General features: G+C 69.3%; 13 protein-coding genes. 9 read left to right on the forward strand and 4 right to left on the reverse strand.

Annotation, left to right across the window (positions count from 1 at the left end):
- The coding region (locus A5760_RS18455; protein WP_196772130.1) for a 13E12 repeat family protein at positions 1-929 on the reverse strand (929 nt) is incomplete at its 3' end.
- A 90-nt stretch (positions 930-1019) separates the two neighbouring features.
- On the opposite strand from A5760_RS18455, the gene A5760_RS18460 reads away from it, so the two are divergent.
- Entirely contained in the window at positions 1020-1865 is an 846-nt protein-coding gene (locus A5760_RS18460; RefSeq protein ID WP_064883370.1) for an SDR family NAD(P)-dependent oxidoreductase, read from the forward strand.
- 16 nt (positions 1866-1881) lie between these two features.
- Here the strand turns inward: A5760_RS18460 and A5760_RS18465 are convergent, their stop codons facing one another.
- On the reverse strand, positions 1882-2265 hold the full coding sequence (locus tag A5760_RS18465; protein ID WP_155764371.1) for a hypothetical protein: 384 nt from the start codon (positions 2263-2265) through the stop codon (positions 1882-1884).
- A 470-nt stretch (positions 2266-2735) separates the two neighbouring features.
- Here A5760_RS18465 and A5760_RS18470 point away from each other — a divergent pair, with 470 nt between their 5' ends.
- From A5760_RS18470 to A5760_RS18505, 8 genes are all read left to right on the forward strand, one after another.
- Complete coding sequence (locus A5760_RS18470; RefSeq protein ID WP_064883594.1) at positions 2736-3242, forward strand: hypothetical protein; 507 nt, start codon at positions 2736-2738, stop codon at positions 3240-3242.
- 18 nt (positions 3243-3260) lie between these two features.
- Entirely contained in the window at positions 3261-4007 is a 747-nt protein-coding gene (locus A5760_RS18475) for a gluconate 2-dehydrogenase subunit 3 family protein (RefSeq protein ID WP_064883374.1), read from the forward strand.
- Entirely contained in the window at positions 4007-5704 is a 1698-nt protein-coding gene (locus tag A5760_RS18480) for a GMC family oxidoreductase (protein WP_064883376.1), read from the forward strand. Before A5760_RS18475 ends, A5760_RS18480 begins: the two co-directional genes overlap by 1 nt.
- Positions 5697-7487, forward strand: coding sequence for a glycoside hydrolase family 15 protein (locus A5760_RS18485; protein WP_064883378.1), 1791 nt, complete (start codon positions 5697-5699; stop codon positions 7485-7487). Before A5760_RS18480 ends, A5760_RS18485 begins: the two co-directional genes overlap by 8 nt.
- Positions 7488-7517: 30 nt before the next feature.
- Entirely contained in the window at positions 7518-8534 is a 1017-nt protein-coding gene (locus A5760_RS18490; RefSeq protein WP_064883380.1) for an SDR family oxidoreductase, read from the forward strand.
- Positions 8522-9637 carry an enolase C-terminal domain-like protein gene (locus tag A5760_RS18495; RefSeq protein ID WP_419538257.1) on the forward strand — a complete coding sequence of 372 codons (1116 nt, stop codon included), beginning with the start codon at positions 8522-8524 and terminating at the stop codon, positions 9635-9637. The genes A5760_RS18490 and A5760_RS18495 overlap by 13 nt, the downstream gene beginning before the upstream one ends.
- A 103-nt stretch (positions 9638-9740) precedes the next feature.
- Positions 9741-10427, forward strand: a complete 687-nt coding sequence (locus A5760_RS18500) for a PAS and ANTAR domain-containing protein (protein WP_064883597.1) — start codon at positions 9741-9743, stop codon at positions 10425-10427.
- Between the two features lie 24 nt (positions 10428-10451).
- Positions 10452-12224, forward strand: coding sequence for an ABC-F family ATP-binding cassette domain-containing protein (locus A5760_RS18505; RefSeq protein ID WP_064883382.1), 1773 nt, complete (start codon positions 10452-10454; stop codon positions 12222-12224).
- Positions 12225-12264: 40 nt separating this feature from the next.
- Here A5760_RS18505 and A5760_RS18510 read toward each other — a convergent pair whose 3' ends face one another.
- Both A5760_RS18510 and A5760_RS18515 read right to left on the reverse strand, forming a co-directional pair.
- Positions 12265-13326 carry a type III polyketide synthase gene (locus tag A5760_RS18510; RefSeq protein WP_064883384.1) on the reverse strand — a complete coding sequence of 354 codons (1062 nt, stop codon included), beginning with the start codon at positions 13324-13326 and terminating at the stop codon, positions 12265-12267.
- Positions 13327-13486: 160 nt separating this feature from the next.
- Positions 13487-16591 carry a type I polyketide synthase gene (locus tag A5760_RS18515; RefSeq protein ID WP_064883386.1) on the reverse strand — a complete coding sequence of 1035 codons (3105 nt, stop codon included), beginning with the start codon at positions 16589-16591 and terminating at the stop codon, positions 13487-13489.
- Between the last annotated feature and the right edge of the window lies 1 nt (position 16592).

Below are 16592 nucleotides of genomic sequence, written 5' to 3' on the forward strand. Positions count from 1 at the left end.
TCGGCGCCGGTCGGTGCGATCAGCGGCACCAGCCGCGCCGCGGCGGCCAGCTGCGCGACCACCTCGGCCGGGATGAGCCCTTCCACCCCGGGCGACACGGCCGGCGTGGACCCGCGGCCCTCGACACTGGCCTGCTCCGCGATCACATGAATCACCACATTGCCCCTGACCGCGCTCGGTGCCGCCGCAACGCAGTCAGCCCGCCCGCAGCCGCACACCAACCGCTCGCCCCCGGCGGCCAACGCCCCCAACGCATCCGCGCGCCGCTGTGTGACGGTGCGCGGATCGGCCTCACACACCGTGGCGGCCAACGCATCAAGCCGCCGATCCAACGCCTGGCCGTCGGCGCCCACGACGCTTCCGCTCAGATACGCCATCCCCGACTCATTGGCCAGCACATCCACATAGCGATCACGCAGTGCGTCCTTGGCCCGGCGCACCGCATCGGCATCCACCGACGCCACCACCCGGTCCACCGCGGCGGCCAGCCCACCCCGGGTCAGCGACGGGCGCCGCGACAGCAACACCGCCAACCGGGCATCCACCCGGGCCAGCACCGCGGCATCGGTGATCAAGTCGGTGCGAAACACGATCGTCTGAAACGACCGGTAATCGATGAGGCCGGCCCGAAAGGCCTTGCCGACCTGCGGCAGTCGGTCGCGCATCGCCATCGCATAGCGCAGATAGCTGTGCCCCATCGCGACGCTGCACCCCAACGCCGCACCCAACTGCGCGGCCACCGCATCCCACGCATCCGCCGACCAGTCCGCCCGCTCCCCCGACTCCCGACAACGCAACACCAACAACTCACCGGCGGCCACCAGCCGCTCAGCGGCCGCGCGCGCCTCCGCGCGCCCCGCCTCGCGCACCCGATCCAGCAGCACGGCCGAGTCGGGCGTCGGACGGGAGGCATACCACCACTCGAACATACGTTCGATTATGCCACCAGGCTCCGACATTGACTGCCAGCGCGGCTGAAGAACGGCCCTAGCTGCGCAGACGGGGCCTATCCTTCCCTCATGACGTCGAGCCTGTCGGGCAAGGTCGCATTCATCACCGGCGGTGCTTCGGGCATCGGCGCCGCGCTGGCCACCAGGTTGGTCGAGGGCGGCGCGGAGGTCTGGCTCGCCGATCGCCAACTGGCCGCTGCGCAGGAACTGGCGCAACGCCTCAGCAACGGCGGTACGAAGGCCCACGCGATCGAACTCGATGTCCGCGACTACCCCGCGTTCGAGGGCGCGGTCGCCGAGGCGGTGCAGACATCCGGCCGCATCGACTACCTGTTCAACAACGCCGGCATCGGCGTCGGCGGCGAGGTCGATTCGTACAGCCTCGACGACTGGAACGACGTATTGGCGGTGAACCTGCACGGCGTGGTGCACGGCATCCAGGCGGTGTATCCGATCATGATCCGGCAGCGCTCCGGCCACATCGTGAACACGGCGTCGATGGCGGGCCTGCTCGCCGGTCCCGGCACCGCCAGCTACACCGCCTCCAAGCACGCCGTCGTCGCGCTGTCGAAGGCGTTGCGGCTGGAGGCCGAACGCCACAACGTGAAGGTGTCGGTGCTGTGTCCCGGCGCGATCCGGACCCCCATCCTCACCGGCGGCACGTACGGCCGGATGACCAATACCGGCGCCAGCGACGAGGACATCCTCAAATCCTGGGAACCGACGCGGCCGATGGCACCCGACAAATTCGCCGCCCGGGTGCTTCGTGCCGTGCTGCGTGACAAAGCGATCATCATCGTGCCGGCGTGGTGGAAGGCGCTGTGGTACCTGGAGCGCCTCTCGCCGACGATTTCGATGCAGGTGGGACGACTAGTGCTCAAGCGATTACGCGAAATACCCTCCCACGCAACGTGATCCGCTGCTTCACCGCTCAAGATTCAGCCGACATCCAGCGATCAAGGCGAGCCTGCATGGCGAGCCAGTTCCGGCAGTTTTGTCGCAACTGCTGCGCCATCCGTCGGTCCTCCTCCGCGAACCTGCGGTGCTCAGCCGCGTGGGCCCGCAAAAACGCGCCTCGACGTCCACCGCGGTCAGCCGCGTCTTCGAAGGCCTGCGCGGTTCGATCCTGACTATCTGCCGATAACGCCAAACTTTCGGCTGCCGCCTGCACGCTGTTTGCTGCGAGTCGCCTTGCCGCCTCGGCAGCTTGGCGCGCCTGCTCTGCCCGCTGCCCGGCGATCACCGCTTGCGCCACGGCCTGCAGTTGCTCGCTGGATTCCAGCTCGCCGTCGCTCACCGACTGCACCATCAGCACGACCCCCGTCCTCGCCGCAGGATTGACCACTCCGGCTCGCCTCAAACCGGCTCGCCAACACCGCTCCTGAAAGCACGCTGAGAACCGGCAGCGGCGCCGTTTGCGCAGCAGAACGCCGGGTACACAGCCGTTGCGCTTCGGTCGCGACGCGTAGTCGGGGCCTTCTCGGTTGAAAGACACAGCTGGGCGCTTCCAGTTTTCTGGGCGGGCTTTGGCGACCGTTACTGCAGCGACAGTGTCGGGTCCGAAGCCTGCCAGACCGTGTTCCTTCCAACGCGAAGGCGAGGTGGCTTATGGGCATGACGTCGGCGGATCCGGTCGGCGCGCAATCCCCAGACATCCGCGGCGCATTCCTTCGGACACTCGGTGTCTTCCGTGCGCTCACGGCGGCGAACCAGTTCATCAACCACGCCACACCGGGCCGGTAATCATCCCGGCCCGGCACGAGCGCGAGCGAGAAAGGGATGCACATGTTGTTGCTGGGCAACGGCGGACGGTTGAAAGGCCGCACCGCCGGCAGCGACGGACTCGGCGAGGTCCAACATCTGGCCGGGCGAGCGCTGTACGACGTCGCGCACGGCCGATTCGAACGCTCGCTGTCCGGGCTGACCGCCGTCGCGGCTCTGGTCACGACGGCCGAAATCTACTTCGAGCACTACAAAGCCAGCTTCGGCAACAAATGGATGTGGAGCCCCATCGTGGTGACCCCGCCGGTGGTCGTCGCCGGAATCGGTGGGGTGTTCTCGAAGCGCTGGGCCAAACTCTGGCTGCCCATCACCGCGGGCATCTACACGGCCAACGGACTGATGGGCGAATACCTGCACGCCCGAGGGGTCGCGCGCAAGCCGGGCGGGTGGAAGAACGCGTCGTACAACGTGCCGATGGGGCCGCCGATCGCGGCGCCGGGATTGATGTGCATGGTCGGCGGGATGGGGTTGCTGGCGTCGATCCTGCGCCGCGAACGGTTCCGCGGATAGGGGGCTGGGATTTCTGAGATGGCCAACACCTCACGCCCCGACCACCTGCCCAACCTGCGCCCCGACGGCAAGCCGCCGCACCCGTCCTGGCTGCCCAAGCAACGCCGCGGTGTCACGCCGCAGATGATCGGGCGCTATCCCGATTACGACGTGCTGGAAACCGCCGACAAGTGGGACGAGGCCACCCGGAAGGTGGTGCTGGCCCGGCTCGAACCGCCCGGCCCCTTACGGTTTTTCACACCCGAAGAGGAGCCGTGCCTGCGCGCGTTCTGCGACACGGTGCTGGCGCAGGACGTCGACCCGCGGGTTCCGGTGGCCGAGTCGGTCGACTCCAAGCTCGCCGACGGGCGCCTCGACGGCTACCAGTACGCCGATATGCCCGACGACCGCGACACCTGGCGGCTGGTGCTGCGCGGGCTCGACGAGACGGCGTCGACCCACTACGGCGCACCCTCATTCGCCGACGCCGATATCGCCACCCGCGAGGCGATCGTCGACAAGTTCTCGCGGGCCGAACTGCAGGGCGGAGCGTGGGAGAGCCTGAACGTCAAGCGAGCGTGGTCGGTGTGCATGCGAGCGACCTTGTCCGGCTTCTACTCCCACCCATGGGCGTGGAACGAGATCGGGTTCGGCGGCCCGGCCTACCCGCGCGGTTTCATGCGCCTCGGTGGTGCCACCGGCCCGGCCGCCGCGCGCGAACCGTACGAGACCCGCGGCGCCACAGACGAGGATCCGGTGCAAATCGTGAACAACGGGGAGTTGTGATGGGCGACTTCTTGCGGGGCCTGTTCAAGGGAGCGGTCGAACCCAAGGACAACGATTCGCGATTCCTGCTCGACGTCCACACGCGCGACCTGCCCGGCGAGAAGACCATGCGCCGCTACGCCGACGACGACGAGGTCGATCTGGTGGTAGTTGGCGCCGGGGCCGGCGGTTCGGTGCTGGCGCAGCGGCTGGCCCGCCAGGGCTGGCGGGTCGTGATCCTCGAGGCCGGCCCGTTCTGGCATCCCGACGAGGATTGGGTGTCCGACGAGGCCGGCTCGCATGCGTTGTACTGGACCCAGAAACGCATCCTCGGCGGTGACGACCCAATCGAGCTGGGCAAGAACAACTCCGGGCGCGGGGTAGGCGGCTCCATGGTGCATTACGCCGGCTACACCCCGCGGTTTCACCCCAGCGACTTCGAGACCTACACCCGGGATGGGGTCGGGGCGGACTGGCCCATTCGCTACGAGGACATCCGCCGCCATTACGAGCAGGTCGAGCTCGAGCTGCCGGTGGCCGGCCAGAACTGGCCCTGGGGCGATCCGCATCGGTATCCCTTTGCACCACACCCCATTTCGGGCGCGGCCGCCAAGATCTGGCGGGGCGCGCTCAAGCTCGGCATCGAGATGCGGGTGGGGCCGGTCGGCATCGTCAACGGCACCTTCGGCAACCGCCCGCACTGCATCTACCGCGGCTACTGCCTGCAGGGTTGCAAGGTCAACGCCAAGGCCAGCCCGTACGTCACGCACCTCCCCGACGCGCTGGCCCACGCCGTGGAGATCCGCGCCAACTGCATGGCCTCGCGCGTCGAGCTCGACGAGAGCGGCGCGGCCAGGGGCGTGGTCTACTACGACGAGATCGGCGGCAAAGAGCGGCTGCAACGCGCCAAAGTGGTTGCCGTGGCGGGGTATTCGATCGAAACACCTCGCCTGCTGTTGAATTCGACCAGCGATCGCTTCCCGAACGGGTTGGGCAACAACGAGGATCAGGTCGGGCGCTACGTGATGGTGCAGGGCGCCACCCAGTCCGCGGGCCGCTGGTCCGAGGAGGTCCGGATGTACAAGGCGCCGCCCCCGGAGGTGACCTCCGAACAGTACTACGAGACCGACCTCTCGCGCGGATTCGCCCGCGGCTTCGCCATCCAGACCGTGTCGCCGATGCCGATCGGATGGGCCGAACACGTGCTGGCCGAAGGACATTGGGGCCGCGCCCTGCGCGAGTACATGCGCGACTACAACCACTGGGCGACCGTCGGGGTGCTCAACGAGCTTTTGCCGCTGCCGCAAAATCGGGTGACGCTGGCCGACGAGAAGGATCCGTACGGCATCCCGGTGGCCCGGTTCGACTACACGCTCTGCGACAACGACAAGGCCAACATGGCCTACTCCACCAAGGTGATCGGCGACATCCTGCACGCCGCCGACGCCCAGGACGTGCTCACCATCGAGCGGTTCGCCCACCTGATCGGCGGCGCCCGGATGGGCACCGGGCCGCAGAATTCCGTCGTCGACTCCGACCAACGCGTGTGGGGCGTGCCGAACCTGTTTCTCGCCGACGGCTCGGTGTGCCCGACACAGGGCTCGGCGAACCCCGCGCTGACCATCATGGCGCTGGCCTCGCGCCTCGCGGAACGGCTGGCCGGCGGAAAGATCGACACCACCGCCGGACGGAGGTCGGAGGCGGGAGCCCGTGGCTGACCAGACGATCGACGTCGAGACGATCTTCGCGCCGCGGGTGCTGCGCGAGTACGCGCTGCTCGCCGACGGCGAGCGCGGCGCGCTGGTCGGGCCGCAGGGCGACATCGCGTGGATGTGCGCGCCGCACTGGGACTCCGACGCCGTCTTCTCCAATCTCATTGGCGGCGGCGGTGTTTACGCGATCACCCCGATCGACGTCCGGCACGTGTGGGGCGGTTATTACGAACCGGGCAGCCTGATCTGGCGCAACCGCTGGATCACCCGCGACAGCACCGTGGAATGCCGTGAGGCGCTGGCCTTTCCGGGCGACCGGGACCGGGTGGTGCTGCTGCGGCGGCTCACGGTGTGCCGCGGGACGGCGCGCGTACGCGTGCTGCTGGCCCCCGGCGCGGCGTTCGGCCGGCACGGCCTCGGCCAGCCGACCTCGGACGGCGGCGTGTGGAGCGGCCGGTCGGGCCGGTTACGCTGGCGCTGGCTGGCCGGCTGCGACGTACGCACCCGCAAAGCCGCGCACGACAACAGCGAGCTGCTCAGCTGTGAGATCACCCTCGAGGAGGGCCGGCAACACGACCTGGTGCTGGAGCTGTCCGAACGGGCGCTGCCCGACCAACCCCCCGACCCCGACCTGGCCTGGGACGCCACCGAGGCCGCCTGGCAGCGCAGCGTGCCCCGGCTGAACTGCACCATCGCCCCCCGCGACGGAAGCCACTCCTACGCGGTGCTGCGCGGCCTGACCAGCAGCGGCGGCGGCATGGTGGCCGCCGCGACGATGAGCCTGCCCGAGCGCTCGCACACCAATCAGAACTACGACTACCGCTATGCCTGGATCAGAGACCAGGTGTACGCCGGCATGGCGGCCGCCGCGGTGGGCACGACCGAATTACTGGACCGCGCCGTCGAATTCGTCGGCGCCCGGCTGCTCGAGGACGGCCCGAACCTCAAACCCGCCTACACCGTCACCGGCGACGCGGTGCCCGCCGAAGAAGCGCTCGACCTGCCCGGCTATCCCGGCGGCACCGACAAGATCGGCAACTGGGTCAACCAGCAATTCCAGCTCGACGTGTTCGGCGAGGCGCTGCAGCTGCTGGCCAAGGCGGGCACCGCGGACCGGCTCGACGCCGACGGTTGGCGCGCCGCGCAGGCGGCCATCAGGGCCATCGAAAAGCGTTGGCGCGAACCGGATGCCGGGGTCTGGGAGGTCGACGACGAGCACTGGTCGCAGTCCCGCCTGGCCTGTGTGGCCGGCTTGCGGGCCATCGCCAAGCTGGCCGGCGCGGGTCCGGAGGTGGCCGCGTGCACTTCGCTGGCCGATGCGATCCTGGCGGACACGGCGTCGAGCAGCCTGCACCCGCACGGCTATTGGCAGCGCAGCCCGCGGCTGACCGGGGTCGACGCTTCGCTGCTGCTGCCGCCCGTGCGCGGCGCCGTGCCCGCCGACGACCCGCGCACCCGGGCCACCCTGGACGCCGTTCGCCGGGAACTCACCGACGACGGGTTCGTCTACCGCTTCCGGCACGACGAGCGCGACCTCGGTGACGCCGAGGGCGCCTTCCTGCTCTGCGGGTTCATGATGGCGCTGGCCGAAGACCAACTGGGCCATGGCCATTGCGCGATGCGCTGGTTCGAACGCAACCGCGCCGCGTGCGGCCCGCCGGGGCTGTTCTGTGAGGAGTATGACGTGCGGCAGCGTCAGCTCCGCGGCAACCTGCCCCAGGCGTTCGCGCACGCGCTGATGCTCGAATGCACGGCCATCCTCACCGACGACGACACCCACCATGACTGACTACCGGACCGAGCGAGAGGCAGTTCTGCGATGACACAGACCGTGGTGATCACCGGAGCCAGCGCGGGCATCGGCCGCGCCACCGCCCAGCAGTTCGGCCGGCGCGGCGCCAACGTCGTCCTGCTCGCCCGCGGCGCCGCGGGACTCGACGGGGCCGCGCGTGATGTCGAGGCCGGCGGCGGCAAGGCGCTCGCCATCCCTACCGACGTGGCCGACCACTCGGCCGTCGTCGCCGCCGCCGACGAGGCCGAGGCCGCCTTCGGCCCGATCGACGTCTGGGTCAACGTCGCGTTCACGTCGGTGTTCGCGCCCTTCACCGAGATCAGCGCCGAGGAGTTCAAACGCGTGACCGAGGTGTCCTACCTCGGGTATGTGCACGGCACCATGGCGGCGCTGGCCAAGATGCGCCCCCGCAACCGCGGCACCATCGTGCAGGTGGGTTCGGCGCTCAGCCAGCGATCCATCCCACTGCAGTCGGCCTATTGCGGCGCCAAGCACGCCGTCAACGGGTTCACCGAATCGGTGCGCTGCGAGCTGTTTCACGAGGGCTCGAAGGTGCGGATCACCGTCGTGCAGATGCCCGCCGTCAACACGCCGCAATTCTCCTGGGTGCTGTCCCGGCTGCCCCGCCATCCCCAGCCGGTGCCGCCGATCTACCAGCCCGAGGTCGCCGCCCGCGGCGTCCTGTACGCCGCCGATCATCCAGGGCGAAAACAATTCTGGGTCGGCGATTCCACCATGGTGACCCTGCTGGGCCAGAAGTTCGTCGCGCCGCTGCTGGACCGCTATCTGGGCCGCACCGGATACGACTCCCAGCAGACCAAGGAACACGTCAGCCGCGACCGGCCCAACAACCTCTGGCAGCCGCTGGACCAGGAGCCGGGCACCGACCACGGCCCGCGCGGCCAGTTCGACGACCAGTCGCACACCCGCAGCCCGCAACTGTGGGCGTCCCAACACCGGATCGTCAGCGGCACCGGCGCGCTGAGTGCCGCCGGCGTGGGCGCCTGGCTCGCGGCCCGGGCGGGCCGCCGGTGGGCACGATGACGCCCAGCGCGCGGATCGAGGAAGTCACCGCGCAGGTCTACGAAATCCCCACCGACGCACCGGAAGCCGACGGCACCCTGTCCTGGACGTCGACCACGCTGGTGCTGGCCGAGGTTGCCGCCGGCGGCCGCCGCGGAATCGGCTACACCTACGCCGACGGGGCGTGCGCCAAGCTGATCGACGGCAAGCTCGCCGGCGCGCTCACCGGCCACAGTGCCGTGGACATCCCGGCGCGGTGGGCGTCGATGGTCGCGGTGATGCGCAACAACGGGCGGCCCGGGCTGGCCTCCTGCGCGATCTCTGCGGTCGACACCGCGCTATGGGATCTCAAGGGCAAGCTGCTGGAGCTGCCGGTATGCCGGCTGCTCGGCATGGCGCACCCGGAAGTGCCGATCTACGGCAGCGGCGGCTTCACCACCTACGACGAGCGCACCACGCGCGCCCAACTCGAACGCTGGGTCCACGAGTGGAAGATCCCACGGGTGAAGATCAAAATCGGCGAGTCGTGGGGCTCCGACGTGAGCCGCGATCTGGATCGGATTGCCCTGGCGCGCAAGGTGATCGGACCAGACGTCGAACTATACGTCGACGCCAACGGCGGCTACGACCGCAAACAGGCGATCCGGGTGGCCCACGCGATGGCCGACCACGGTGTCACGTGGTTCGAAGAACCCGTGTCCTCCGACGATCTGGACGGGCTGCGGGAGGTACGCGACCAGGTGACCCCGGACGTCACCGCCGGGGAGTACGGCTACGACCTGGCGTACTTCAACCGCATGCTCGCCGCCGACGCGGTCGACTGCCTGCAGATCGACGTCACTCGCTGCGGGGGCATCACCGACTGGGTGCGCGCCGCGGCCGTCGCCGCCTCCTACAACCTGGACGTCTCGGGGCACTGCGCTCCCAACCTGCACGCCCACGTCGCCACCACCATCCCGAACCTGCGGCATCTGGAGTATTTCCACGACCACCACCGCATCGAACACATGCTCTTCGACGGCGCGCTGCCGCCCGACGGCGGCGCATTGCGACCCGATCAACATCGGCCGGGGCTCGGCCTGGAGGTCAAACACCAAGACGCCGAGCGCTACCGGACGGCCTGACGACAGGCACTGCTCACACGCGCCGTAAGCCGAGGTATGAACGCGCGCAAAAGCGGGAATCGATACGCCAAGGTTTTCACAAAGGGGATTGGGGAAACGCGAGATGACGGTGAACTCCAACGACGAAACTGTTGAACGCCGCGACGCGCTGGTGTCTGACGTCGTCGAGGGAGGCGATCTGAACGCGGTCGACCTGGTGCTGGGTCTCGGTGAGCCACAGCGCGTCGGCCGGTTCTGGTTCTACCTCGACGGCCATCGCTGGGAATGGTCGGACGCGGTGGCGTGCATGCACGGCTACAAGCCGGGACAGGTCGAGCCCAGCACGGAACTGCTGCTGCGACACAAGCATCCCGAAGACCGGGAGCGGGTGGCCGCCGTGCTGGACCGCGTGACGAAGGGGAAGCCGTTCAGCAGCCGGCACCGCATCATCGACGCCGCCGGGCGCACCCGGTGCGTCGTCGTCGCCGGCGATCGCATGCTCGACAGCAGCGGTGCGTTGGCCGGCACGTCGGGGTTCTACGTGGACGTCACCGACTCACTGCACTCCGATATCACCAACGTGCTCTCGGCGGTGGCCGAGGCCCGGGCGCGCATCGAGCAGGCCAAGGGCGTGCTGATGATCGCCTACGGCATCTCGGCCGAGCGTGCGTTCGACATTCTGGTGTGGCGTTCCCAGGAGACGAACCTCAAGCTGCGCGACGTCGCCGGCCGCTTCCTGGATGCCGTGGCCAGCAAGGCGTCGTCGGAAACCCAAAGCCAGGTTGACCAGGCTCTGCTGACCCTGGGCTAGGGGCGCACCGCTAGGGTCGGCCCAGTGGCACACCTACTTGGAGCTGAGGCGGTACACCTCGAATATCCGACTCAGGTGGTCTTCGAATCGGTCACGCTCGGGGTCAACGACGGCGCGCGCATCGGCATCGTCGGGCGAAACGGCGACGGCAAATCCAGCCTGCTGCGGCTGCTGACCGGCCAACAGGAGCCCGATTCCGGCCGGGTCACCCAGCGCAGCGGGCTGCGGGTCGGCGCGCTGAGCCAGGCCGACACCCTGGCCCCGGACCACAGCGTGGGCCACACACTCGTCGGCGAGGCGGCCGAACACGAGTGGGCCCGTGACGCGCGGGTCCGCGAGGTGGTCGCCGGGCTGGTCTCCGACATCGCCTGGGAGGCAACGGTTGCCACGCTGTCCGGCGGCCAGCGCCGCCGGGTACAGCTGGCCAGGTTGCTGATCGGCGAGTGGGACGTCATCGCACTCGACGAGCCCACCAACCATCTGGACATCGAGGGCATCACCTGGCTGGCAAGCCATCTGCGGGGGCGTTGGGCGCGCGACACCGGCGGGCTGCTGCTGGTGACCCACGACCGCTGGTTTCTCGACGAGGTCGCCACCGCGACGTGGGAGGTGCACGACGGGATCGTCGAACCGTTCGACGGCGGCTACGCGGCCTACGTGCTGCAGCGCGTCGAACGGGACCGGATGGCCGCCGTCGCCGAGGCCAAGCGGCAGAACCTGATGCGCAAGGAGCTGGCGTGGCTGCGCCGCGGGGCACCGGCGCGGACGTCCAAGCCCAAGTTCCGGATCGAGGCGGCCAACCAGCTGATCGCCGACGTGCCGCCGCTGCGCAACACCGTCGAGCTGGCCAAGCTGGCCACCGCGCGGCTGGGTAAGGACGTGGTCGATCTCCTCGACGTCTCGGTCTCGTTCGACGGCCGCCCGGTGCTGCGCGACATCGAGTGGCGGATCGCCCCCGGCGAGCGCACCGGCATCGTCGGGGCCAACGGCGCCGGCAAGTCGACGCTGCTGGGGCTGATCGACGGCACCATCACCCCGGACGCGGGACGGGTCAAGCGCGGCAAGACCGTGCGGCTGGCGGTGCTCGACCAGCAGGGCGACGCCCTGGCCGCGGTCGGCGGCGACCGGATCGCCGATGTGCTGGGCGGGCTGCAGGGCGGCTATCAGGTCGACGGCCGCGAGGTCACCCCGGCGCAGCTGCTGGAGCGGCTCGGGTTCGGCCGCGGCCACCTGTCCGCCCGCGTCGAGGATCTCTCCGGCGGTGAGCGGCGGCGGCTGCAGCTGATGCTCACGCTGCTGTCCGAGCCCAACGTGTTGCTGCTCGACGAGCCGACCAACGACGTCGACACCGACACCCTGGCCGCGATGGAGGACCTGCTGGACTCGTGGGCGGGCACGCTGATCGTCGTCTCGCATGACCGCTACCTGTTGGAGCGGGTCACCGATCAGCAGTACGCGGTGCTCGACGGCCGGTTGCGGCATCTGCCCGGCGGTGTCGACGAGTATCTGCGGCTGGCCGAACAGCGGACCGGCGCGGCCGCACCCGAGCCCACGCCGGCCGGTCCTTCGGGGATGTCCGGCGCGCAACGCCGCGCCGCGGAAAAAGAGGTGGCCTCCGTCGATCGTCAGCTGGCGCGGCTGGCGGACCGGATCGAGGACAAGCACAACGAACTCGCCGCGCACGACCAGTCCGACCATGTCGGCATCACCCGGCTCACCCAGGAGTTGCGTGCGCTCGAGGACGAGGTGGCCGCCACGGAGAGTCGCTGGCTGGAGCTCAGCGAGCTGCTCGAATGAAACTGGCGCGCACGGGGTTTCGCGCGATGCGCTCAGGCGCTCAGTGCCAGCGCAGCAACACCAGTTCGGAGCCGAAGCCGGGACCCATCGCGAGCATCACGCCGGGGCTGCCGCTGGGGGGCGGTTTGGCGATGGTGTCGCGCAGGATGTGCAGCACCGACGCCGACGACAGGTTGGCGACTTCCTCGAGCGAGCGCCAGGTCAGTTCCTGCGCCTCCGGCGGCAGGTCGAGGCTGGCGGCGATCGCGTCGATGACCTTGGGGCCGCCGGGGTGCGTGATCCAGGCGCCGATCTCGTCCTTGGTCAGCTGGTGTGCGGCGAGGAAACTGTTCACGTCATCGGCGAGGTAGCGGTCGATGACCTTCGGCAGTTCCGGGGACATGGACAGCTGCATGCCGTCCGAGCCGATGTTCCAGCCCATGATATGCAGCGATTCGGGGTACTGCCGGCTGCGGGAATCCAGGATGTCGGGCCCGGCGGAATTCAGCTGCTCGGCGCGACGGTCGCCGACGGCGACCACGGCCGCGGCGCCGTCGCCGAACATCGCCGTGCCGACCAGTCCCGACACGGTCGGCCTGACCGTCGGGAAGGTGAGCGAACACAGCTCGACCGACACCAGGGCGGCAACGCCGTCGGGCGCACCCCGCAGATAATCGTGCAGCCGTCCGACGCCGCCGGCACCGGCCGCGCAGCCCAGCCCGAACATCGGGATCCGGCGCACGTCCGGGCGCAGACCGAGGAGGCCCACGAGCCGGGCGTCGAGGGACGGCACCGCGATGCCGGTGACGGTCGTGGTGGCGATCATGTCGATGTCTTGGGGTTGCAGCCCGGCCTCGTCGAGCGCGCCCAGCAACGCCTCGCAGCCCAGCTCCAGGGCCTTGTCGATGAAGATCTCGTTGGTCGCGCTGAAGTCGGTGAGGTCGTGGTAGCGCTCGAGGGGCAGCACGAGGTGGCGGCTGTTGACCTTGGCGGCGGCATGCAGCCGCCGGACGACCCCTTCGTGCTCCTTCAACGTCGGGAACTCGACGAGCTGGTCGGTGATTTCGCTTTGGCTATATCGATGTGGCGGCAACGCGCCGAAAACACCCGCGATGACGCTCATGTTCTACCTTCTTGACTGCCAACCGGCGTAAACGACGCTCCCCTTGATGCCGGAAGTTTATGCGGTCCCGTTTGGTGGCGCAAAAGTTTGACATATTCGACACATGTCTTATTAATTGTGCTCCGCCTCCGCGTAATCATATCCGCCACCGGGGAATTCATCATTCGGTGTCTTCCTCATCCGCCGAGCTGAGCGCCATCGCGATCAGCGCATCGGGGCTCAACGCGTCGATGTCGTCGGCACCGGCATTTGCTTCGGCGACGGGCGTTTCCGGGGTGCCGGCAAGCAATAAAAGCTTTTCGAGCAAGCCCGTTCTCCGAAGCTCGCGCACCGGAATCTTGCGCAGTGCCGACCAAATCTTTTCCTCGTCCGATTCGGCCGGCTCGTAATGGAGTAGTTGCCGGCGAAGATGATCGGCCAGCGCGGCCGGCGTCGGGTAATCGAAGATCAGCGTTCGCGACAGAGCCAGGCCGGTATGGCTGGTGAGACGGTTGCGCAGTTCCACCCCGATCATCGAGTCGAAGCCGCGGTCGCCGAAAGCGCGGTCGCGGTCGATGGCGTGGCCGCCCGAATGGCCGGACACCGCCGCCGCGTGTTCGCAGACCAGCTCGACCAGCACCCGGTGCTGGTCGTCGGGCGCCAGTCCGAGCAGCCGGTGCGCCAGGTCGGGCGTTCGAGAAGCCGTCGCGGGCGGAGCCCCCGTCGCGCCGGCGCCTTCGGCGCCCAGCCAAAACCTCTGCCGCGCAAAGCCATACGTCGGCAACTCGACACGTCGCGCGTTCAGCCCGGCGAACACGCCCGCCCAATTCGGGTCGAGGCCGCGGGTGAACAATTGGCCGGCCGCGCCCAGCAGCGATTCCGTCTCGGGCCGATCCTTGGCCATGCTGGCCACCGAGACCGCCCGCTCGGCGCTCAGCGATTGGTCGACCGCCGCCGTCAAGGCCGCACCCGGACCCAGTTCCACGAAGACCCCGGCGCCGGCCGCCTCGGCGGTGCGCACACCCTCGAAGAACCGGACCGGCCGGCCGACGTGCTCCGCCCAGTACTGCGGCGAGCCGTAGCCCGCGCCCGCCAGCTGCCCGGTCACGTTGGACACCAACGCGATTCGCGGCTCCCCCGCCTCGATGCCGGCCACGGCCGCGGAAAATTCCGCCACCATCGGCTGCATCAACGGCGAATGAAACGCATGCGACACCGCCAGCCGGTGCACGCGCCGGCCTTCCCGGGCCAGCCGGTCCGCCAGCGTGTCCACCGGCGTCTGTTCGCCCGAAAGCACCACCGCGTCGGGGCCGTTGACCGCCGCGATGCTCACCCCGTCGTTCAGCAGCCCGGCCACCTCGGCCTCAGCGGCGCCGACCGCCACCATCACCCCGCCGGCCGGCAACCCGGCCATCAACCGTCCCCGCGCCGCCACCATGAGCGACGCATCCGCGAGCGTCAGCACCCCGGCCACGCACGCCGCGGTGATCTCGCCGACCGAGTGCCCCATCACCACATCCGGTGTGACACCGAGGAACTGCCACAACGCCGTCAGCGCGATGCCGATCACGAACAGCGCCGGCTGGGCAAACTCGGTGTTACGCAACATCTCCGGGTCGGCGCCCCACAGCACCTCGCGTAGCGGCGCCCGCAGATGAGCGTCGACGGCCGTGGCGGCCTCGTCGAAGGCGCGGGCGAACACGTCGAACCGCTCATACAGTTGCCGCCCCATGCCCAGCCACTGCGACCCTTGACCCGGGAACACAAAGGCCGTCTTGCCCAACGACGTCGCCCGGCCCACCGCCAACCCCGGCCGGGACTCCCCCGCCGCGAGCGCCGCCAAACCCGTTGCCAGCGCCGCAGGATCGCCGCCCACCACCACCGCGCGGTGCTCGAAGACGGTCCGGGTGCTGATTAACGACCAGGCGATGTCGAGGGGGCTCACATCGGCCCGGTCGGCCAGATAGGCCGACAACCGTCGCGCCTGGTTGGCCAGCGCCTGTTCGGAGCGGCCCGACAGCACCCACGGCAGTACCTCGTCCGCACCCGCGGGCGAGTCCGCCGGCCGTGTCTCCGGCTGGGCGGGGGGCTGTTCGAACTGCTCGACGATCAGGTGCGCGTTGGTGCCGCCCATGCCGAACGAGGACACCCCGGCCCGGCGGGGGCGATCCACCGGCGGCCACGGTGTCAGCGTGGTGTTGACCTGCAGCCCAAGGTGATTGAGCTCGGTTTCGGGGTCGGCGTAGTTGAGGCTGGGCGGGATCGCGGCCTGTCCGATCGCCAGCACGGCCTTGAGCAGGCCCGCGATCCCCGCAGCGCTGCCGGCGTGGCCGATGTTGGTCTTGACCGATCCCACCCGCACCGGATCGTCGGCGCGCCCGGCGAAAATCTCCCCCAGGGCCTGGGCTTCGATCGCGTCGCCGACCTTGGTCCCGGTGCCGTGCGCCTCGATGTAGTCGATGTCGCCGCCCCGCAGGCCGGCGTCAGCGAGCGCGCGCCGGATCACCTCCGCTTCACCGCGCGCCGACGGCACGGTCTGGGCGGTCGCGCTGTGCCCGGCGTTGCCGACGGCGCCGCCGCGAATGACCGCGCGGATGCGGTCACCGTCGGCCAGCGCCGACGCCAACGGCTTCAGCAGCACCAGTCCGCCGCCTTCACCGCGCACGTAGCCGTCGGCGCGCCGATCGAACGCATACGTGTGACCCGACACCGACACCGCGCCGAATTCCCGTTCCAGCATCCCGATTTCGTCGGCCAGGTTGAGGTGGACCCCGCCCGCGATGGCCAGTGCGGACTGGCCGGTGGCCACGCTTTCGCGGCCGAGGTGCACCGCCACCAGAGAAGACGACTGGCCGGAATCGACGGTCATGCTGGGCCCCCGCAACCCGAAGGCGTACGAGATGCGGTTGGCGATCATCGCCCGGCTGATCCCGGTGAAGGTGTGGTGATCCAGGTTGTCGGCGACGTCGCGCAGCGTCAGTGCGGCGTAGTCATCCGTCATCGCCCCGAGAAAGACCGAAACCGGTTCTCCCCGCAGCGTTTCCGGCACCAGGAAGGCGTCTTCGAGTAACTCCCAGGTGAGCTCGAGGGCCAGCCGTTGCCGCGGATCCATCGCGCTCGCCTCTCGCGGCGACAGGTTGAAGAAGTCGGCATCGAATTCGCCCGCGTCCCCGGTGAACCGGGTGGCCTCACGCCCGTCGCGGATCAGGCGCCAGAACGCGCCGGGTCCTGGGGCGGCCGGGAACCTGCAGGCCAGCCCGATGATCGCTACGTCTGTCGAGGGCAAG

It is taken from the genome of Mycobacterium colombiense (genome assembly GCF_001665835.1).
In the GTDB taxonomy this organism is placed as follows: Bacteria; Actinomycetota; Actinomycetes; order Mycobacteriales; family Mycobacteriaceae; genus Mycobacterium; species Mycobacterium colombiense_A.